The sequence below is a fragment of the Providencia sp. M-27 genome (assembly GCF_011077905.1).
Classification (GTDB): Bacteria; Pseudomonadota; Gammaproteobacteria; order Enterobacterales; family Enterobacteriaceae; genus Providencia; species Providencia huaxiensis.
The window spans coordinates 1-20,386 of the sequence record NZ_JAALBT010000026.1; the positions used below are offsets into that span (position 1 = coordinate 1).

The 20,386-nt window shown below is 46.4% G+C and carries 20 protein-coding genes; 18 read left to right on the forward strand and 2 right to left on the reverse strand.

Annotated elements, in window-relative coordinates:
- Window positions 1–594: 594 nt before the first annotated feature.
- The 4 genes from G6Q48_RS20470 to dnaB all read left to right on the forward strand — a co-directional run bounded on the left by G6Q48_RS20470 (window position 595) and on the right by dnaB (window position 4,373).
- Complete coding sequence (locus tag G6Q48_RS20470) at window positions 595–1,143, forward strand: hypothetical protein (RefSeq protein ID WP_166268267.1); 549 nt, start codon at window positions 595–597, stop codon at window positions 1,141–1,143.
- A gap of 191 nt (window positions 1,144–1,334) precedes the next feature.
- Window positions 1,335–2,477 carry a ParB/RepB/Spo0J family partition protein gene (locus tag G6Q48_RS20475; protein ID WP_042847065.1) on the forward strand — a complete coding sequence of 381 codons (1,143 nt, stop codon included), beginning with the start codon at window positions 1,335–1,337 and terminating at the stop codon, window positions 2,475–2,477.
- Between the two features lie 115 nt (window positions 2,478–2,592).
- Window positions 2,593–2,955, forward strand: a complete 363-nt coding sequence (locus G6Q48_RS23065; RefSeq protein ID WP_042847064.1) for a hypothetical protein — start codon at window positions 2,593–2,595, stop codon at window positions 2,953–2,955.
- An 8-nt stretch (window positions 2,956–2,963) separates the two neighbouring features.
- Entirely contained in the window at window positions 2,964–4,373 is a 1,410-nt protein-coding gene (gene dnaB / locus G6Q48_RS20485) for a replicative DNA helicase (protein WP_042847063.1), read from the forward strand.
- Between the two features lie 269 nt (window positions 4,374–4,642).
- Here the strand turns inward: dnaB and G6Q48_RS20490 are convergent, their stop codons facing one another.
- A complete protein-coding gene (locus G6Q48_RS20490; RefSeq protein WP_166268269.1) occupies window positions 4,643–5,809 on the reverse strand; it encodes a hypothetical protein in 1,167 nt (388 codons plus the stop codon).
- Window positions 5,810–5,959: 150 nt separating this feature from the next.
- Here G6Q48_RS20490 and G6Q48_RS20495 point away from each other — a divergent pair, with 150 nt between their 5' ends.
- From G6Q48_RS20495 to G6Q48_RS20540, 10 genes are all read left to right on the forward strand, one after another.
- Window positions 5,960–8,359 carry a phosphoadenosine phosphosulfate reductase domain-containing protein gene (locus G6Q48_RS20495; RefSeq protein ID WP_166268271.1) on the forward strand — a complete coding sequence of 800 codons (2,400 nt, stop codon included), beginning with the start codon at window positions 5,960–5,962 and terminating at the stop codon, window positions 8,357–8,359.
- Between the two features lie 67 nt (window positions 8,360–8,426).
- Window positions 8,427–8,810 carry a hypothetical protein gene (locus G6Q48_RS20500; RefSeq protein ID WP_166268273.1) on the forward strand — a complete coding sequence of 128 codons (384 nt, stop codon included), beginning with the start codon at window positions 8,427–8,429 and terminating at the stop codon, window positions 8,808–8,810.
- Window positions 8,779–9,120 carry a hypothetical protein gene (locus tag G6Q48_RS23070; protein WP_042847060.1) on the forward strand — a complete coding sequence of 114 codons (342 nt, stop codon included), beginning with the start codon at window positions 8,779–8,781 and terminating at the stop codon, window positions 9,118–9,120. Before G6Q48_RS20500 ends, G6Q48_RS23070 begins: the two co-directional genes overlap by 32 nt.
- A gap of 31 nt (window positions 9,121–9,151) precedes the next feature.
- Entirely contained in the window at window positions 9,152–9,667 is a 516-nt protein-coding gene (locus G6Q48_RS20510) for a hypothetical protein (RefSeq protein WP_042847059.1), read from the forward strand.
- Window positions 9,668–9,799: 132 nt separating this feature from the next.
- Complete coding sequence (locus G6Q48_RS22075; protein ID WP_191901267.1) at window positions 9,800–10,321, forward strand: hypothetical protein; 522 nt, start codon at window positions 9,800–9,802, stop codon at window positions 10,319–10,321.
- 3 nt (window positions 10,322–10,324) lie between these two features.
- On the forward strand, window positions 10,325–10,480 hold the full coding sequence (locus G6Q48_RS23075; RefSeq protein WP_166268275.1) for a hypothetical protein: 156 nt from the start codon (window positions 10,325–10,327) through the stop codon (window positions 10,478–10,480).
- Between the two features lie 32 nt (window positions 10,481–10,512).
- Window positions 10,513–10,659, forward strand: coding sequence for a hypothetical protein (locus G6Q48_RS23080; RefSeq protein WP_166268277.1), 147 nt, complete (start codon window positions 10,513–10,515; stop codon window positions 10,657–10,659).
- An 875-nt stretch (window positions 10,660–11,534) separates the two neighbouring features.
- Window positions 11,535–12,446, forward strand: a complete 912-nt coding sequence (locus G6Q48_RS20530) for a RepB family plasmid replication initiator protein (RefSeq protein WP_042847057.1) — start codon at window positions 11,535–11,537, stop codon at window positions 12,444–12,446.
- Between the two features lie 1,127 nt (window positions 12,447–13,573).
- Window positions 13,574–16,969 carry a hypothetical protein gene (locus tag G6Q48_RS20535; protein ID WP_042847054.1) on the forward strand — a complete coding sequence of 1,132 codons (3,396 nt, stop codon included), beginning with the start codon at window positions 13,574–13,576 and terminating at the stop codon, window positions 16,967–16,969.
- Between the two features lie 54 nt (window positions 16,970–17,023).
- Window positions 17,024–17,320: a hypothetical protein gene (locus G6Q48_RS20540; RefSeq protein WP_042847053.1), complete on the forward strand. Its 297-nt coding sequence runs from the start codon at window positions 17,024–17,026 to the stop codon at window positions 17,318–17,320.
- A gap of 36 nt (window positions 17,321–17,356) precedes the next feature.
- On the opposite strand, the gene G6Q48_RS20545 is transcribed toward G6Q48_RS20540, so the two are convergent.
- Window positions 17,357–17,761, reverse strand: a complete 405-nt coding sequence (locus tag G6Q48_RS20545) for a DUF6896 domain-containing protein (RefSeq protein WP_042847052.1) — start codon at window positions 17,759–17,761, stop codon at window positions 17,357–17,359.
- An 83-nt stretch (window positions 17,762–17,844) separates the two neighbouring features.
- On the opposite strand from G6Q48_RS20545, the gene G6Q48_RS20550 reads away from it, so the two are divergent.
- The 4 genes from G6Q48_RS20550 (at window position 17,845) to G6Q48_RS20565 (ending at window position 20,361) form a co-directional block, all read left to right on the forward strand.
- A complete protein-coding gene (locus G6Q48_RS20550) occupies window positions 17,845–18,345 on the forward strand; it encodes a hypothetical protein (protein WP_166268279.1) in 501 nt (166 codons plus the stop codon).
- Window positions 18,346–18,502: 157 nt separating this feature from the next.
- Complete coding sequence (locus G6Q48_RS20555) at window positions 18,503–18,925, forward strand: hypothetical protein (protein ID WP_042847049.1); 423 nt, start codon at window positions 18,503–18,505, stop codon at window positions 18,923–18,925.
- A 166-nt stretch (window positions 18,926–19,091) separates the two neighbouring features.
- A complete protein-coding gene (locus tag G6Q48_RS20560) occupies window positions 19,092–19,652 on the forward strand; it encodes a hypothetical protein (protein ID WP_042847048.1) in 561 nt (186 codons plus the stop codon).
- A gap of 139 nt (window positions 19,653–19,791) precedes the next feature.
- Entirely contained in the window at window positions 19,792–20,361 is a 570-nt protein-coding gene (locus tag G6Q48_RS20565; RefSeq protein ID WP_072035184.1) for a DUF459 domain-containing protein, read from the forward strand.
- Window positions 20,362–20,386 lie beyond the last annotated feature (25 nt).

Below are 20,386 nucleotides of genomic sequence, written 5' to 3' on the forward strand. Positions count from 1 at the left end.
TTACCATCAGCACGCGAATATTCACATAACACATTGAAAATAAAGGTTAGGTACTATATTAGCACCTAACCTTTCAGTACTGGTTACTCATCTTCGAGACGGATTTGGTCGAAATATACGGCCTGCGCATGTTTGCATGCTACTTTCACGAGTACGCGCATGTTTGCAAGGATAAGGAAATTGGCTCATTTTATTCCATTAACCGACTAGACCATCTTCGGGCGCTGGTAGCGCATGAGCTCGCGCATTTTTTCCAATTCAATACTGCATCGAAAAACTATAATCAACACGATGCAAAGCAGCATCTACCGCGCCTGGATTACCGTACACCACACGGGGAAGGGTGGCAGTTCATTTACCGTTACCTGAAAATGCCCCTCAATTTGCGACTGAATTAATTACTATTTTAATTATTAACATTGTACCATTGCTTCAAAGTATGTATTCCTGAGTTTTGGAGAGTAAATGTATTTAATAATGACGGTCCTATTTATGATCGCAGCGATATTTTCCTTCGCAAAAACAATGAAAGTTGTGCTAGAAGAAGCGAGCCTTGACAAGGAAAAACGTATAGCAGCTATCGGACAAGTAAAATTGACTTGGCTATTCTATGTTCCGGCTTTCTTCTTGCTCCTTGCTCCATTCATCAAATCATTGATGGATGCAGGCTCTGAACAGGTGGACCAATCAGGCTCCAATTTACCTGTATGGCTTTTCCTGGCTGGTGGCCTGTACTTGCTGTTTGGTGCCGCGCTTTTATTACGCAAAGCCATGAAAGAAAAAACTCTCGGACAGATAGGCACTATCCTTAATATCCAGATCCTTCTGTGGGTCGGCCTTTACAGCACATTTGCGGCCTATGACCACTTGAAGTTTGCAGATGAACATTTTGGGATAATGAGCACCCGCCTGATTGAGATCGGTGGTGTGAAAGATGTCACTTGCGAGCAAGAACTGATGTTGGTTAACTTCACTGAAGGTCAAACGACTCCAATGCAATGGCGGTGCCCTACAGGTTTCTCTTTGCTGAACAAAACAAATCGTCCTTTCGTTCCTTGGCCGGATTACACCGAAGGTGAAAGCGAGCAGCTTGCCGCTGCAATGAACAAAATCATGACGGAAGCGAAAGCCAACTCACAGTAACGGAACTCTCCAACCAAAGGCCAGCAATACTGGCTTTTTTTACGCCCATTTCCCATCGATAAAAAAACAATCGAAAAAAGACTATTTTTTTCCGCATTTGCTATTCGTCACCGGTACACGCCGTGTTTAACTGGATTCAGAAGTAAGCACAAACACGTAAACAACCAATAACAATTTGCGGAGTAACTATCATGACTATCAACGTACAACAAATCTTCCAAGCTTCCCGTGACAACGAGCTGATGGGCAATCTGGGCGCTATCATGCGTCAGATGGACAAGGCCCCATCCACGCTGCGTGGTCTGAGCGACTTCGTATCCAAAGAGCGCAAAACAGCTGCAAACAGCGCGCTGTTTGAAGAGCTGAACGTTGGTCGAAACAACGTGTACGCGGTCAGCGTCTCATGGTTGTACGTTGAAGAAGGCCTGAACCTGCGTGAGGTTGATGTAGAGCGCGCAGAGATGTTCAAGAACGCCTACCTGAACCACCCGAGCAGCGTCCCGGCTATCCGCGTTAAAGTGGTTGTTGTGAACGGTGTGACTCGCCTGAAAATCATCGACGGTCACCACCGCTTCACCGGCCTGATGGCCGCTATCGCTGAAGGTGCAGTATTTGAAAAGCTGATCATTGAAGAGTTCGAAGGCGGTAAGGACGAAGAAGTCTTCAACATGATCGAAAGCGCCAACACCAAGCACCTGAAGATGATTGAGCGCGCTGAAGGTTTCCGCCGTCTGGTTGATTGGGGCCACGAAATCGACTCTATCGCTCGTCGTCTGGGTCTGTCCGGCGTAACCGTTCGTCGCAGCCTGATCCTGGCTAAAGCCGAAGAGCGCATTAAAAAATTGGTACGAGACGATAAAGTGTCCGGTGATGTTGCGATTGACGTGATCACTGATTGCCAAGGCACCGACCGTGACGCTTTCGACATCCTGATGGCTTCTCTGGCTAAAGCCGAGCAAGCAGGTAAAAACCGCGTCACCGCGCGCTATGTGTCTTCGCCGAAGAAAGCCAAGGTGAAACCAAAAGTCGTGCGCAAAACCTTCGAAAGCCTGTTGCCGACGTTGGATCAGCTGCGCTCGCAGATCCCTCCCGCACCAACGGCTGAGCACGAAAACCAGATTGAAATCGCTGAGACCGTGCCGGAAGAAGTGGTGCTGCGTCTGTCCCCTGAAGTTGCCCGCCAGCTGATGGCAGCGCTGAGCGATGTAGAAGCGGCCAAGCTGGAAGAGGAAGCCGAACAGGCGGCGAAAGAAGCTGCTGAGGCTGAAAACGAAGGCAATGAAGAAGCCACTGAGGCTCATGACGGTGAAGGCGAGGGCGACGCTGAGGCATAAACCAACGCGCTGTCTTCGCAAGATTAGGCCGGTTCTCCGGCCTTTTTTATCTCACTTCACTACACCGCCCGTGCCGTTCAATAAAAAAATAACGTCACGGCAGCTCGGAGGTTTTATGGATCACGCACTGCCTATCCTGCCTAAAATCACCATCCGCGTCATTGATGACGCTTCCTTGGAAACGTTAGCTATCTCCCACTATGAAAGCCGAGGCTGTAAGCCGCGCGCGCTGGGGAAAGGCCATTCCATTCGCCGAAAAGGCAAAAACACCGACGCGTTTCTGGCTCGCATAAAAGTGAATTACGTTCGACAGCTGCTCAGCAACTACGATCACGATAAAGAAAATGCGTATCGTAGCTCTGGGCAGGAACGTGAAGCCTCTTGCATGAGCCAGCAACTGTATTCTGCAATTGCACAGCATTACCCGTCCTTGGCGGCTGAATGTGAACGCCAAATCGCGCAACGAAACACGCTGTGAGGCCGGTGATGAAAGAGAAAAATCAACGTTCGTCCACGATCGCCACTGAACAAGATATGCGTCTGGCTGGTCTTCGAATGCCTCCCCATTCACTTGAAGCGGAGCAATCCGTTCTTGGCGGTCTGATGCTGGACAATGAACGCTGGGATTTGGTGAGCGAACGTGTTGTGGAAGGGGATTTCTTTACCCGTGCCCACAAAAGTATTTTTACCATGATGCAACGGCTGGTGGAATCAAGCCGACCGATTGACCTGATCACACTTGCTGAAGCACTGGAGCAACACAACCAGCTTGACTTGGTCGGTGGCTTTGCCTATCTGGCCGAACTGTCGAAAAATACCCCAAGCGCCGCTAACATCACAGCCTACGCCGACATCGTGCGTGAGCGTGCCGTAGTGAGGGAAATGATCACTGCGGCCAATGATATTGCGGATGCGGGTTACGATCCCCAGGGTCGGAATAGTGCTGAATTACTGGACCTGGCCGAAAGCCGTGTGTTCCAGATTGCAGAGGCTCGAACTAATAAAGACAGCGGGCCGATGGGCATTGATGCCATTCTGGAGAAAACTGTAACGCGCATCGAGCAGCTGTACCAAACACCGCATGACGGGGTGACAGGCGTCGATACGGGTTACACCGATCTGAACAAAAAGACAGCCGGACTCCAAAAGTCCGACCTGATCATCGTCGCAGCGCGCCCTTCAATGGGTAAAACCACCTTTGCGATGAACATCTGTGAGAACGCAGCGATGACACAGGACAAGCCTGTGATGATTTTCAGCCTGGAGATGCCAGGTGAACAAATCATGATGCGTATGCTGGCTTCCATGTCCCGCGTTGACCAGACCAAAATCAGGACGGGCCAACTGGATGACGAAGATTGGGCTCGTATTTCAAGCACGATGGGCATTTTGCTGGAAAAACGAAACGTCTATATCGACGACAGCAGCGGCCTAACTCCGACTGAATTGCGATCGCGGGCACGGCGAGTGTTTCGTGAAAACGGTGGTTTGAGCCTGATCATGGTGGACTACCTTCAGTTGATGCGGGTTCCGGCGTTGAAAGACAACCGAACACAGGAAATAGCAGAAATATCCCGCTCTTTGAAGGCGCTTGCGAAGGAACTACAGGTACCCGTGGTGGCCTTATCGCAGCTTAACCGCTCACTGGAGCAACGAGCAGATAAACGACCCGTAAACTCGGATCTGCGCGAGTCGGGTTCGATAGAGCAAGATGCGGACCTCATCATGTTCATCTACCGTGACGAGGTCTACAACGAGAATAGCGAGCACAAAGGGGTAGCCGAAATTATCCTGGGTAAGCAGCGTAACGGGCCTATCGGCTCGGTTCGTTTGGCCTTCAACGGCCAGTGGTCGCGATTTGACAACTACACCGGACCACAGTTTGAAGAATATTGAATGTTACCAAAGCCAGGGTATTCTGGCTTTTTTTAAACTTATCTATTTGTTCTTATTTACTTCTTCAAAATACTCTCGCAATAATTCTTTATTCATAAAATATAGCTCAAGAATTATGAGTAGCAAGTAATTACCTTTATGCTTATAGAAAAAAGGAATTTTCGAGTTGTCAATTTTAAATGTTTTTATTTTATCTACACTGCCTTTTTGTTCAGGTTTTTCCTCTTTTAATGTATATTCAGATGAATCATATAAAATATACTCATGATCTAGATGCTCAATGAAGTATTCTCCACATTCTTGACTATAAAATATTTAATGTGAATAACTTGAGTAACAACGCAGCCGTCATCCAATAGATTGTAATCATCCCTTAATTCTTCAAATGTTATTTCTTGCTTTTCTTTGTTGTGTGAAACTATTAATTTATCATTATATATCACACCATAAAAACAAGATAATGAAGGTAGCATTTTTATTGATGCACCAAGAGGGGCGCCTCGTTCTATAGATTCCAATCCGAAACCTACGTCAATGATACCCATTGGCTTTAATGCTAGATTTTTTAAATAGTTACAGGAGATCAACTCTTTAAATATATTTAATAACTTTGGAGAAGTATTAATTTGCAATTTCTTATTTATTCGACTGTCAAACACAGCACCAAACGGACCGTCGTTTTCTATGTTAGTAAACTCATTAATAGATAACAAGCTATACCGGGCAAACTGTGCGTCAACCAGTTTTAGCTTCACTCCATTGGCATTGTATTCCTGAGAAATTGATTCGATATCGACATTTCTTTCTGTTAGATCGTTCGGTTTATCCCTATTGAATTGTTTTATAATACTATCTAAAATATGGTAATACTTATAATTGTCTTTATGTTGTGTTATTTTATTATCATTAACACTTGATGTTTCATTCGGATAGTAATATCGTTTTTCTATAAAATCAAATAACTCAAGTTTGTTTTTAATTAACTTTATTTGTTGCAAGTTATATGTTGCTACATCAATTCTTTCGTGCGCACCACTCAACCAAGATGCATAAGAGCCGCCATGATGGCATTTCCATTTTGTTTTTTCTTTATGCTCATTGATAAAGCTAAGGCTAATAATATTTCGGTGGCTGCGTAGGCAGTTACAATTATTATAAATGTCAGCCCCTTTAATTACGAATGAAATGTCTTTACTTTCATCATTAGAAATATACTGATTAATTATTTCTTGATTTTCATAGGATGTTAGGATGTAGGTGAAGAATTTGCTATTCGAAAAAAATCTTTCTATAAAACCAATTGCATATTTGAAGGTTTCTGTATTTGCTTCAAAAGCACAATAAGCTGCCCCTGAACAGCATAATGTTTCCTCCTTCGCAATTTCGTAATCTGAATCCAATTTCTTAATTATACTTTCCAGTTCAATTTGCCACATGAGATAACCTTTTAGGTTTTAGTCTAATTTATCACAGAATATTATAAATTTAATTATCTAGCTAAAGAATTGTTTTTAGCGCTCATTACTTCGTCAGCTGTCTGCCTCATGAGAAAATATCCTGTAAACAAAACAAATAACAGGTGATTTATGCAGCATTCCTTCAACTTTAAAAATCCGGAACTACCTTCCATATCAGTCTTAAAAGCGGATAAGTGGCAGGCCGTATGGCAAACACTGAAGGAAGATGCCGACCTGAACTATCGTGATGCCAGTCGTGGAGTCAGCATGGCTGATCTCATCCATAATGGCACAGCTTCTATCTACCAAGCCCTTGCTGATAATTGGACGATCTCCCTCGCCTGGAGTAGCGGTAAAGACTCCGAAATTGTCCTGCACTTATTCCTCATGGCGTTGGTGCGCGCTGTTCGCGCGGGAATTCCTATTAGCCAACACCATTACCTTTTGCATACCGATACTGGCATTGAAACCCCTGAGATACGCTGGCTCGCCGATCAGAAACTGGCTGCGCTTGAAAAGTTCATCGATCAAGAAAACCTGCCGCTGTCTATTGTTCTCGCAAAACCGGGGCTCACCTCCAGCTGGACGGGGCGGATACTGACGGGGCGTGGCTTGCCCACGTTCACCAACAGCTCAGTGCGTCAGTGCTCCAACGACTTGAAGATTTTTGCGGCCAAACGCGCCAAAACGGCATACGTGAAAAGCCTGCCAAAATCCGTGGGTAAACGCGTCTGTTTGCTGCTGGGAAGCCGCGATGCAGAGGGCGTTATCCGAGCCAAAAACATCGCCTTAAAAGGCGGGAATGCGAGTCAGGTTAAGATCACAAAAGAAGGCGGCGAATTGTACCCCATCAGGCATTGGTTACAGGGCGACGTGTGGGAGTTTCTGCTAAGCGCCGGAAGCGCTTCTAAGTATCTGCTGCCGAGCTACCTGGACAGCAACAACGACACCGCTGAGCTCTACAAGGCCGCAACAGGGGAATGTGTTTGGTCGGGTTCTGAGAAAAAATCCAGTGAAGCCTGTGGGAGCCGGTTTGGATGTTGGGCTTGCCAGGCGGTCGGTCTCGATAAATCAATGGAAAACCTTCTGCGTTCTGATGACGATCGCCACGGTTACATGGCTGGGCTCAACCGTATTCAGAGATTTTTGTCCAAGCGTCGCAATGCGTGGGAAGATAGGCATCCTGTGGGTCGCACCTTGTATGCTGGAGGCTTCATCAAGGTTCAGCCTGATGTCTATTCACCGCGCTTCCTGGAGCGCCTGCTGCATGTTTGTTGCAGTATGGACTACGTTGAGCAGCTGCGTGCTGAGGATGTAGCCGATAAACTTCGATCGGGCGAACTGGAAAACACCGCCCACAACCGCCGCATGGCGTCACCTCAATTTCGCATTGTCAGTGAGGTTGCGTTAATCCATATAGACTTCATGTGGTCATTCCACCATTTTAACGAAAAACCGTTTCATGCTCTGGAAATCTATCGCCGCGTCTGGGCAAAAGGTGAGCTCGACTTACTGGAAGATGAGCCTGAAATGCCTGTCACCCCAAAGACCCCTATGCCCAAAGCATTGTGGGTCAAGGTCGGGCAGTTTGGTAATGATTCCGGTATGGATGGCCTGGCTGATCCCATCGCTGAAATGGCCTATTTTAACGGTGCCGACGATGAGCGTGCCAGCCGCATTATCAATACGCCGAACGGAAAACGTCGCGTGGTTAGCTTCAGCGAGGACAGTGAAGTGACCATCGACGCGGATGCTGCTGAGTTCATCATTTGGGAGGAATATCCTCGACTGCGTGAAGCGGTATTGGCTGGGCAATACACCTCCGGCAGTGCTGCTCAATTTTATCTGCGCTTCGGTGCAGTTTCCCTGTGCAAAGGAAAGTCAGCACTGTACAACCGCATGATGCAGCGCGGCCAAACTTATCGCAGCCTGGGCTTAAACGGCCATCAGACAATGGATGGGATTGCGTCTCGTAAAGACCTGCGTGTACTAACGACGGAACGCTATCAGTTTCTGATCGCCAACAAAGTGAACGCCAGTATCATCCGTCTACGCTGGTGGGCTAATCTGGCATTCACCATGCAGTGGCACTTGGCGAATCAGACCTCAACCGGTCAATGGATCCGTGCATCTTTGACGCGCGAGGATGAACTATCCATGCAGCAAGAGAAAAATAGGGCCAAAAACACACTTTCGGTTTTCGTGATCGGACATACCAGTGCTTGGTGCTCGTTGAAGCTGAGTAAGTCCGGCACGTCCACTGAGCGCGCTTTTCGTCGTTACCATCAACATACTCGTCGTAATGCAATTACAAGCTGCCAGGGGCTCTCTCAGCATCTGAGAGAAGTGATCGTCAATCAACTGAAACTGGAGTATCTGCGGATGCTGTGGCGACTGGATGATGGCTTGATGCTGAAGCATGACTCCGATCCCATCACCAAAATGGCTGGGCGGGACCCTGTTGCGCTAAGCAAACACTTCCGTCTCGTGGTGAGAACAATGGAGCGCTTCGTTCAGGAGGCAGCGTGAAACGCTTAATTTCGTCGGCAGTACAAGTTGAGTCAGTATTGAAGTTTACTATTCATACAGGATATGAATGATGAAAACGAATATGACCGATGTGTTGTTAGATGGTGCGTTGATTATGGTGTTAGGGGGCGCTCTGATCGCTGGGTTCGAATTGATGCCCAGCCAGGAGAAAACCGATTCTGTCATCGCTGAATACCGAGTCGATATTGAAAAACGTGACGGGTTAAGCCTGTACAGTAACAAAAGTACCGTCCGTATTGATGTAGTGGGTGAGATCCCGGCAGAAAAAGATCTGCCTCTGCCCGGCGAGCGTGTCGCGTTGATGCTCTACGACAAAAGTCAGGCGCAAATGTGTCAGGACAATCGTTGCATGGATGTGGACGTTATTATCACAAAACCTGCTTTTTTACGGAGGCATCATGAGCCTGGCAAACAATCGGCCTCAAATTAACTATCTTAAATTAATTAAGGCGGAAAAATTCCCTCCGGGGATCTGCGTTAAGTCACTCTCGGTTTTCGAACGCGACACATTGCGCGTGGCTTTAACCATGATGGCGCACTGGAACAATTATCCGGAGTCGCCAGTCCACATGCGGCCAGAGTGGTCAGCACAGGTGTCTCGGCTCTTGATTGAAACGATGAAGGAGCGGGACGAACTGAGAGCACACTTGAAGAGTCTCGGTGCTGAAGTGCCTGAGAAAGTAGTGAAAATGTCCGACATGACATTTCAGCAACTCATGTTGAAGTGCAACTGTAGTTGAGAAATTCACCCATTCCGAAAATGAGGTTTTCATGAATCCGACACCTGAAAAAACGAATGCTGGGCCTGATGTTGATGGTACCCGCAACGCCAATATTCTGACCAACCATGCCCGACTCGTGGACATGAAAAATCGCCTTTCATTCTGGGGGGCAGGCGTGAGCTTAACACCGGATGAACAGCTGGCGCTGATCCAGTTCCGGCTTCAGCACTTCTCAGACGATGTGCTTCCGCAATGCATTAAAGAGATTGCCGATGAACTGGGGTGTAAGCCAGATAATGAAGCGATGCTGCAATCGATTGACGATCTGCGTGTAGCGGCAGGTGAACGTGAAGCTATGGCACGTCGTGCTGGTGTCACTGTTTGCGAAATGAATCTCGTATTAGCACGTCCGGAAAGTGTGGTGAAGGCAGTTCCTGAAATGGTCATTGACCAAGTGTGTCATATTGCGGCCGAAATTCACAATAGGGGGGCGGGAGTGGGGGATGATAAAGCCCAAACCACCATTGATCGCATTCGTGAAGTGTTAACCAACGTCGGCCAGTAATTTCAGTGGGTGGGATTACCCACCCATTTCCACAAACTAAATTTGTTTTTCGATTTCCGTTGTGTTTACCCCTTTGTCAGCTGCATGGGAGGCTTGATACTGAAAGTCTGATACGCAAAGGAATAAACACTGATGAATTACTCACACATTCCCATGCCTTCCCGTGAAGAGCATTATGCTTTTTTAAAGTCTCACTATCACCATGCCCGTTTTGAAGGCCGTAATAATGCATCCTGGGGTGAGGACTACTCTCAGCGTATTGCTAATAGCGACTATCTAGAATTGGAAAAAAATGGTTATGCGCTGATCTCCAATCACGAGTCTGCTACCCGTGAAGCGGTGTTCTATCATCGTTCACTGGTCGGTTATGGCACGATGAGTTTGATGTGTGATAGCGCTTGTAACGCCCCTGAGGCGATTTGCCTGCAAGTTTCAGTTCCTGCTCACTTAGCTCCAAAGATCCCTGGAAAATCACTTAGCGAGCTTTTGGCGAAGCTTAAGCGGGACATTATGGGTACGTTTCCATTGTGTCGGGTAGAACTCGCTTCTGGCTCTAAAGAAATTTGCATCGAAGTATTCCAAGCCGAAGAAGTGATCTCAAAAGAGATCGTTGGTTTCACAAGCACGATCATTTCAAATTGGTCACAAGGGTAAAATATGACGTATTTAGAAGAAGTTTTTGCAGGTGTAGAGCGAAATAAAGGGAAAGAATTGGCTGACCTGTTTCGCTCTGCTGAGGCTCAAATTGCCCGTGCTGAACAGGGTTCCACTGAATCGGAAATGCATATGACCTTCGTCAACAAGAAGGTCTGAAGGTTACAGAAGCATTGATCAGAGCTGGTGGTTTGTCTGGAAAGACTATTGAGATCATTCGTTATAGTAAGACATCAACTCAGGTAGAAATTCGTGATGCGGATGGTTGCCTGGTGTGGCGTGATTTTACATTCACTAATGATTTTGTTTTTGGTCTGGCAAAAAATATTGCTTTTTAAATAAATTCGATCCCGTGTGGCTACTTAAACTTTAAGCGGATTGCATTCCAGATGTCCGCTTTTCAAATAGTTATACCCATTATTCACAGGGATGATCTAATAATTGGATCTTTTGATCTAATAACTGATCTAAAAAGACCTAAGGGATCTAAGGGCGAGATTGATTAATACTATCAAAGTATTATAGAACATTTTTCCCCCGCAAACATGCTGTTTCCTCCTGCAAATATGTAAGTTCTCCTTGCAAGTATGTAAGATCATCCTGCAAACATGCATATTTTCCCTTGCAAACATGCAAATCATTCCCCTGCAAACATGTATATGTTACTTCCGGCTGTGGACAAATAAAGGAAACCAAATCCTTATAGTTAATCTTTAAAATCAATCAATTAAAGGTGGTTTTTGATTTATGCAAGAATGAAGGAAAGGAGTTATTACTGAATAATCCACTGATTTCTAGGGACGGAAAGGCATCGGTTTTTAATAGAGATGCGGAGTGAAAAAGTAGGATTTGAAATTATTTTTCCCAATGGAAATACATTTAGAGTTTTTAAAGTAAATTGAAGGGTGGTAAGGAAGTTATCCCCGTTATTAACAGGAGTGATCTAATAATTGGATCTATTGTGATCTTAAATAACTAAAAACAACTAAGTGATCTAAGGTTGATATTTTATTTTATTTTCAACCAGTTGCAGAGTTAAATTCCCTTGCAAACATGTTATTTCCCCTTGCAAACATGCAAGATCAGCTTACAAACATGCATTTTTCCCTTGCAAATATGCTGATTTCCTCCTGCAAACATGTTATACATCCCCCTGCAAATATGCAAAGGCTCAAAATGCCTGTTAACAAATAATAATATTTTAGGAATAACTATGGCTAAGGATATTAATGATTTAGGCCTGTCTGTGGAAGTAAAAAACAAGACGACGGGCGAAATTGATTACATATCATCAACAGATACGCGATCGATTCAACCTATCTCACTGCTTAGGCTTAGTGTTTTTAGTCCCGTTAGTAGCAGGGAAAAGAAAAATGTTGGTAGCAGGGTGATGGATGCTTCGGAAGAGCTGAGAAACCTTGAGATTGTTAATAGCGAAGGTTATGACAGAGTCACCATATCTGGGCCTAAATTAGATATGGATACAGACTTTCGTATCTGGCTTTCAATAATTCAGTCACTCAGTGAATATCCAATGGTAGACAATAAAGTTGTGCTTCCCTTCAGTGATTTTGCAAAGATGTGTGATTACAACACAAGGCAAATTAACAAAATCCTGAAAGAAAGGGTCGCTAAATCACTTCGAAAAATTACATCCACTTCAATATCTGTGTACAAAGATACTGGCGATGATTTGATTAGTGCTACAACTCACTTGTTGAATTTCTCCAGGGTGGATACAGCTGCAAACGAAGTTATTTTGGAATTCAATCCAAAATTAAGTGACTTGTACAAAATGGACTACAAGCGCGTTCTGAAGCTGAAGGTATTCCCTGCGATCAAAAGAAATGAAGTGGCAAAGGCTATCTATGCTTTTCTTGAAGGGTTGCCAAACAGTGAGAATAGGGTGCAGATAGTCTCATTTGAAAGGTTGATGAAGCGTTTAAATATGCGCTCAGACCCTTATAAGCAACTTGAAATGGTTAGAAGGGCAATGAAGTTATTAGAAGACGTCAAATACCTCAAGTACACTGAAGGCTATAGGGTGTCGAAAGGAAAGCGACAAGTTTTTTTCTCAATCAATTCGCGTGACCCAGATTTGTTGAAAAATACCGACCTGGATTAAGTATATTCCAGGGCGTATGCGTCCCCCTGCAAACATGTTATTGAGGAACCGTGATTTCCTCCTGCAAACATGCTGTTCCCTTGCAAACATGTCGTGGAAGGGCAGTTATATCCCCTTGCAAAGATGCTATTCCCTTGCAAACATGCAGCGAAGGGGCAGTTATATCCCCTTGCAAATATGCTGTTCCCCTGCAAACATGCAGCGGAGGGGCAGTTATATCCCCTTGCAAATATGCTGTTCCCCTGCAAACATGCAGCGGAACGGCAGTTATATCCCCCCTGCAAATATGCTTTTCCCTGCAAACATGCAGTAGTAGGCTGAGTTTATCCCCTTGCAAATATGCATTCCCCTGCAAACATGCAGCGGAACGGCAGTGAATTTCCCCTGCAAACATGTAGGGGAGGGGCTGGAGTTTCCCCCCTGCAAATATGCTTTTCCCCTGCAAATATGTAGGGGAGGGGCTGGAGTTTCCCCCCTGCAAATATGCATTCCCCTGCAAACATGCAGCGGAACGGCAGTGAATTTCCCCTGCAAATATGCTTTTCCCCTGCAAACATGTAGGGGAGGGGCTGGAGTTTCCCCCTGCAAATATGCATTCCCCTGCAAACATGCAGCGGAACGGCAGGGAATTTCCCCTGCAAATATGCTATTCCCCTGCAAATATGCAGCGGAACGGCAGTGTTATTCCCCTGCAAATATGCTATTCCCGTGCAAAGATGCAGCGGAACGGCAGTGTTATTCCCCTACAAATATGCTATTCCCCTGCAAACATGCAGCGGAGGGGGCTGAGTTTACCCCCTGCAAATATGCTATTCCCCTGCAAACATGCAGCGGAGGGGCTGAGTTTACCCCCTGCAAATATGCTATTCCCCTGCAAACATGCAGCGTAGGAGCTGATTTTACCCCTTGCAAGTATGCTGTTTTCCGCAGACGCGTAACGATGGGGCGGAGTTTCCTCCTGCAAACATGCAGGTGAATGAAGGTGGTTTCGCCCTGCAAACATGCGCTGGTCAGATCCCTCTATCCCTATTCAAATATGTCTTTCTGTGCGCCTGTGACCTATTCGTCAGCTGTTCACTACGTGTAAAGATAGTAATAGAAAATGAATCACAATTGAGGGCAGAGCCATGACAGGCATTGTAGTTCGTGAAGAACACGTCGAACGTATCCAGCGTTTCAACTCACTTCAAAGCGGGCAATATTGGCGCGCAATGCAGGATATCCCAGAAGAAGCTATCCTGATGGATGAGGTACTTCTCATCGAATCCCTACGTTGGGTTGAAAATCAGCTTCATACCGTCATCCTCCGCGCACATCCGAAGCACTACGAGCAATACGCAACCTTTGTCACAGTAGACAAAGACGGCGTTTCTCACAGTGTTAAGCGAACTGTCAAAGAGCACCGATTCTTGTTTAATGACTTTGTTGAGCTTTTTGTATTCGCTGATGATGCGCGTCAGATCCGTGATGCTGAAGTCGCATTGTGCCAGCAGCGTGTTACCGATCTAACTCAATCTCTGTCGAAGTCTCTCGCTAACCCTGAGGCGATGAAAGCTATTGTGACAGAACGTATTGAGCAAAAAGCCGCAAAGAAAGGTGTAAGTGCGAGCACCATGCCTGCTATCAGTAATAACGCTATTCGCCTGGCTACAGGCTCGGTGGGTAATGCTATTGCAGCGGGCGTGACTGAAGCCGATATCAAGAACATGCGTGATGCGGCCGAGCAAAACCATCAAATAGCGACAATCCAATCCGAGTGGATCCAAGAGCGTAATATCGAAATTACAGCGGCAGTTCAGGCTGTGGTGCCTTATTTTGCCGAAATGGCAGCGGCGCAGCTGGCTGCAACAGAAGATGCGCGTTCTCAGGTTGACAAACTGATGGACGGTATCAAGTCTTTAGATCTCTATATTGGCAAAGACGTCAACGTGAAGGTGATCCGTAAAGGGCAGTCCGCTCCCAGCAATGAGCCTCTGACCTTTGTTCAGCAGAAATTGATGGTCGATGAAGAGTTGGCCATCTACCACGACTTAAGTGACTGGTTCGACTTTGGTGACCTGGACAAGTTCTATCAAGCGCTGTGCAATACCCATGCGCTGGTGGATCAAATTTTCCCTTCGCCGCGCTGCGTACTGGTCATGGCAACGACTCGCCGCTATATCGACTACAAAGACCGTATGGAAAACCTTATTAATAACAGCGAGAATGCCAAGGTATTCTTGATGGTTCGCGACGGCGAAAACCTGTATCGCATCGTGTCCCCTGTGGAGTCTCACCTGGGTGCGAACATGCTGTTCCCGTCTCGGGATGAGCAAGAGCGCTTGTTCCGGGGGATGGATGGGGAACAAATTAAATTCCAAAACGTCGCTTATTCTGATCGGCTGAAGGCGCATGAGCGCATGGCACTGCACTACAAACGTTTCCTGATTATGTGTTGTGGGCTTGACCATCGGGAACAACTATTTGGTGATTTCTACGACCGGAGTCTGGGTCTGAATTTTGTGTCGATGAAATTCCAAGAGCAACATTGCCGCTTCATTCATGATGCTGACGGTACAGGCATGCTGAGTAACCCAGAAAATAAAAAGTATCCATCCTTGGCTGGTTTCATCGAATGGGCAAACAGTCACCTACGTAGCGGCTCTCGTGTGATGTGCCAATGGCATTCACTGGCGAACCCAGAGACTGCGCCAGGTGCAGCCAAAGAAAATGACGATCGTTCCTATGGTTCCTTTAGTTTTACCGTGGACTTTAAAGACGACCGCAACGTAGCTGTAGCCTTTATCAAAGACGGCCTGTTGAATGTCAAAGCGCCAGTCAGCAAGACCAGTTATAGCAACAAGAGAGGAAGTGTGACGCGTGACTATAACGTCAACGTCTGTATCGAAAAGTACAACAAACAGTGGAAGGAAGACGACGCACGTTTGCCTTACCTGTGCCTGGACGCGGTCACCGCTGAGCATCTGGAGCACTACATCTATTCTCGGGCTGTGCGCTCGGACCACACCTACTACATTGCGCTGTTCAAATCGTTGGCTAAGTACCTACGAGAAGAGCGTCAGTCAGAGCAGAAGTCTCGCGACCTGCTGAAAGCAGCGCTGGTGGTAGGGCGTGTGGGGAATGAAGCCGACCAAGATACCGTTATCGACAAAACAGTCATGGCATGGCGTGCAGCGAACCGTGGAGCACCTTTGGCAGAGGCGATGGCCGACAAAGCGCAGTGGGAAAACCTGCTGGGCGTGATGGACATGATCGCCTGCCGGGGCATGAATATGCTGCCTCAGATAGTCGATTTTGCGCGCATAATTAAGGCCGCACCTTTGCGCCTCATTGTGAACACGAATGGTAAATTATCGTTGTACGTTGCGCCAACGGATGGTGAGCGTGATGATCGGATAGAGCCGCATATCTGGGTGCAGCGCATTAACTTCAACCTGACGAAAACGGGAATCAAAGAAGGCTCACGCAGCTGGGTGAAACTGAACGCCTCGAATGTGGCGGAAACAACAATTTTTGAATGGCCGGAGGCGGAGGCGTGGAAGAATCTGAATGCTGCTTTTGGCAGTTATGAAGAAAAACAGGAAGCGTTTAGCTTTGTGGAAAGCAGAGCCGGTGATCTACATCGTTTAAACCCAGCCAACCAAAGACGTCTGGCGGAAATGTCTCATCTTTGGAAAGAAGCTTACTACGAGATGAACTACGTTCATGAGACGGGTGGGCAAGTCCAGGTTCCAGCTTTGATGATCCCGATCGGCATCCGCATTGAAGGCAGTGAATGGAACTTTGTGTACGTGGGCTCTATAAGCCGATCGGTACACTGCATCTATCAGTTGCTGGAAAGTGAGAGCGCCAAGAGCGGTCTGGCGGAGATGTATGCATCGTTCTACAAACACCCTGAAGGGCGCATCAAAGAACTGAGCACAAAGGCTGCTGACATGTGGATGTTTTCCTCTAAGGAAATGCCCGACGTGAACATGTTCAGCACGAACAAGGATCTCGAATACAGCGGGCTGGACTATTCACTGAATAGCAACTCTGTATCCGAAATACACAGCTTTGATGTCCGCTGGCGCTACGCACAGGAATACGTGTCACATCCACATCGTTCTAAGAGCACGCTGTGGCTTGCAGAGAGCCTACGCGATGAAAGCGGCAGGCCTATGATCGATACACTGCTTGGTAGTCCTCACCTCCACCAGGATGCCCCTGTCGATGTGATTGAAGTGACGTTGCCTCAGCGTTATGACGATCCGAATAAAGCGAAGATTGCGAAGACAAAAGCACCATTCAACCATGCTCATTGGTTCGATATCTGCCCTGTTGGGTACAACGAAAATCAATGTCTGGAGGGCATTATTGCACCAGTGAAAACCTTTACCAGGATGACTTTTGCCAACAAAGAACTGGCGTTGCATTACATCTTTTCGCGTAACTCAGAAGCGAGAAAATACCAGACCGGTTACTTCTCCGAGGTGGAAGTGCCATTGCCTGAAGGCGTGACACGCTGGACAACGCGTAATTAATACAGTGTATGAATAGCATTATCAACCGCCCCTGAGGGCATTTAGGAGGTGAATGTGTCTCAAGAATATAACCCGATCCCGCGCAATGTGATGTTCACGGAATTCCTTCAGTTACTGGAGGAAGACGGCTTACCAGCCAGTCACCTGGAAACCGTCCGTAAAATTTTTGCGGAGATCACCCAGCAGGTGAATGAATTTGGTCCGGAGCGTGGTGCGTTGTTGGCACTGGCAGAGGCTCACTCACCGTTTTACCGTGATTTGAAAGCTGAAAAGGACTTTATCAGCGGCGTATTAAACATGCCTATTTTCTTTCACGGAGTATTAAACATGCCTATTTTCTTTCACGGATAAGTAGGCGATATGTGTTTTTATAGGCCGGTTTCCGGCCTATTGCTGTTCATTTAGATAATAAAGAATGTAACCAGAATAAAGCAGATTGCTTTTCGTTATTTCAGCGTCGAAACATTGCTTTAATTCATCAGGTGTTTGAAATCCATATTGGCTTAAATTGTCCTTTGCAAAGCCGGATAAGCGCCAAAAATCGAAACCATTGAATTCCCCGTGTTCTCCAAAATCAAAATCGATAGTGCCCGTTCGTAAATGCACGGCGCATCCGTAACCATGTTTGAAATACCTGATGCCACTATGCAACTCCCCGCTTTGTGGAATGCTGTTTCCTGCCCACGCGTTATTAGATATTGGCAATTCGAACCCTGAGAGCTTCATTAACTCAATGGCTTCAGAAACGCGTTTTAAATAATCATTGATTAGGTCGCGAAGACGACTGTCCATATTAACCACCTTGTTATTAATTTTAATCAAAACAATATCCTCGCTAGCGGTCTTGTCAAGTTAGAGGGGGCTTGATTTTTAAAATGAGGATTAGAAATTTCATTACCGGTTGTCTACGGGGGACAATATCCTGGTCTACCACAACACTTAAGCGAGGAAATATGATCACTTTATTCACCGCAGTGGCTTCTACCTCTGGTGGGGCGCTCTTTTTCATTTGCCTGGGCATTACCTGTTCAGCGATAGCCATGTTGACCGCGAAAGGAGTCAAAGCAAAGATCGCTAAAATTGGCCTGGGTATCTTAGCGGGATATTTCCTGTTATTTGTTGTGACTAATTCAGCGATGAAAACGCAGAAATCTGTCGCAACCTCCATCGCGAAACGCGTACCGTTACCTACTTTCCCCATCGCTGATGCAGAGGCAAATCAGCTGAAGTCTGAGTATCTTGAAGCTATTGCTACTGCGTCGTTGTTCAGCGAGCCCATGCCAACCAAACGTATGATGGCCGTTCAGGAAATGGCGGAAGCACTGGCACAGGAGCAGAATGAAAGGTTGATTCGGATCATCAACGGGAAAGGTTAAGTTGCCCCGTTTTAATCGCTCACTTCGGTGGGCATTTTTTTGCCTGAAGCAAAACCAATCACAAAAGAAATAATTCAAAATAATATAGTTTACGCTATTCGTCAGCGGCTGAGGTCATGGTTTACTAATTACATAGAAACCAACAAGGCTGAATGAAATGAACGACGTGAAAATGGTTAAAGTATTGAGAGATAATACCTTCTGTCACGCTGCGTGGATGGATTTTAAAAAGGTCTTAGGAGAGTCACCTTTTGGTGTTTTCCTGGAGTTTGTAGACCCACGCAATGGTGCATTAGTTCAGCTGATGTTTCCATTCTGGTGCAAGCCTCAGAAAACGTATAAGCCAATGGGTAACGTGTTTATGACCCAATGGCACGGATTAACTCTGACAATCCCGCCCGACTTTGATTGGTGGGTTCAGGCTCAATCTAACGGCATTGGAATGCGTCGTATCGACCAGAAAGTTCAGTTTCTAAAGCACGGGGAATATGTGGAGGTAAATCTGAAAGTCGAAATGGCTACAGTCATTCGCGTTAACCCAGTGTTTTCACCCGAGTTCGACGCTGCCACACATGCTTAGCGTCTGATCAATGAAGTGGGCTTCCCAAACCCACGATACCCCTTAATGCCCATCACCCTCGATGGGCATTTTTTATGATAAAAATCAGCGTGTAATCACTTCGTCAGCGGTCAATCTCATGCTTGAATGATTGGGTCAACAAAATGAATAAACCGAGGAAGTTACGATGACCCCATTAGTCAATGCAAACGAAAAACGTGCTGAAAACCATTTAGCTTCAGCAATCCGTTTCAACGGTTCAGTAGTGACTGTCCGCGAGTGGATTGACGCGTTGATCGCGCAAGGCTACAAGCCAAACGCCAAGGCTGTCCTGAAGGGCAAAGAAGCCAGCCGTATGCAATTGCACCGCTGGAACAATGCTCAGCAAACTGAGCACATGAAAAAACGTGCTAATGCTGGGACAAAAATTGAATACACGATGTCACATGAAGAAAGTGGTAGTTTCTATGACGTGAAAAAATTTGCGTTCGATTACGCTGTATCAATAGCAGGACCGGAATATGGTGAGCCAGAAGACCGTTGCTTCATCGTTTATGCAATTCCTCAGCTACGAAAAGGTGCTGAGTATGAGCGCTGTGTCGCGGCATACAAGCCCGTGTTTGCTGAGGATGAACAGCGCGCTTTGAACATCCTGCGCTTCGACTTTCCTTCAGCAAGGATCTTGTGGTTGGGGATCGCTAAAACTCAAGAACAAGCTTTGTCTCTGGCCGAAACCGCAATGGCCTGATGAGGCGTGCTAAAAAGTTCGACTCCAAGCCTGCACCAGATGGTGTGGGCTTTTTTGTCCGCAAAGCGTCGGCCTTTAACGTGGATTAAAAAAGTATCTTTTTTAAAATCATCGGCAGTGTATCGACCTGGAAATAGTTATGAAAACTGCCTTATTTCTTACCCTGTTCCTGCCTGCAATATCATTGGCTAAGCCACTGTTTATCGGTGATAGCTTAACCTATACCCTCGCGACGAGCGCAAAGAAGCACATCCCAGTAGACGGCCTTTATAAGGAGAGCACAGGGCTTACCGACCGCAGTTCGGTAAAGTGGAACGATTATGTTCAGACAATGAGTTTTCAGGACTATGAGACCGTGGTTATCTCTCTGGGGGCTAATGACGGCATCGGTGCAAACCAAGTCACGAACTACCAGCAGAAGGCAACACAGTTTATCCAGCAAATCCAGCAGAGCAACCCCGGTGCATCGATTATCTGGATATTGCCACCTGCAATGAAGAATCCTGCCACCGAAGCCGCCTTGGTAAATACCAGACAAGCAATCCGTCAGGCGGTGGATGAAACACAGATCGCTTTTTTCGACCCCGAGGTCGCTATTGGGCGTCAGTTTAACCTTACCGTGAACGATGTGCAGGTACGAACCCATGACGGGATACATTACACGAGCAAAGGTAGTGATTTGATAATTGGGAGGCTGTTCAACCAGTAAAAACAGGGGGAATGTATTTTATTTT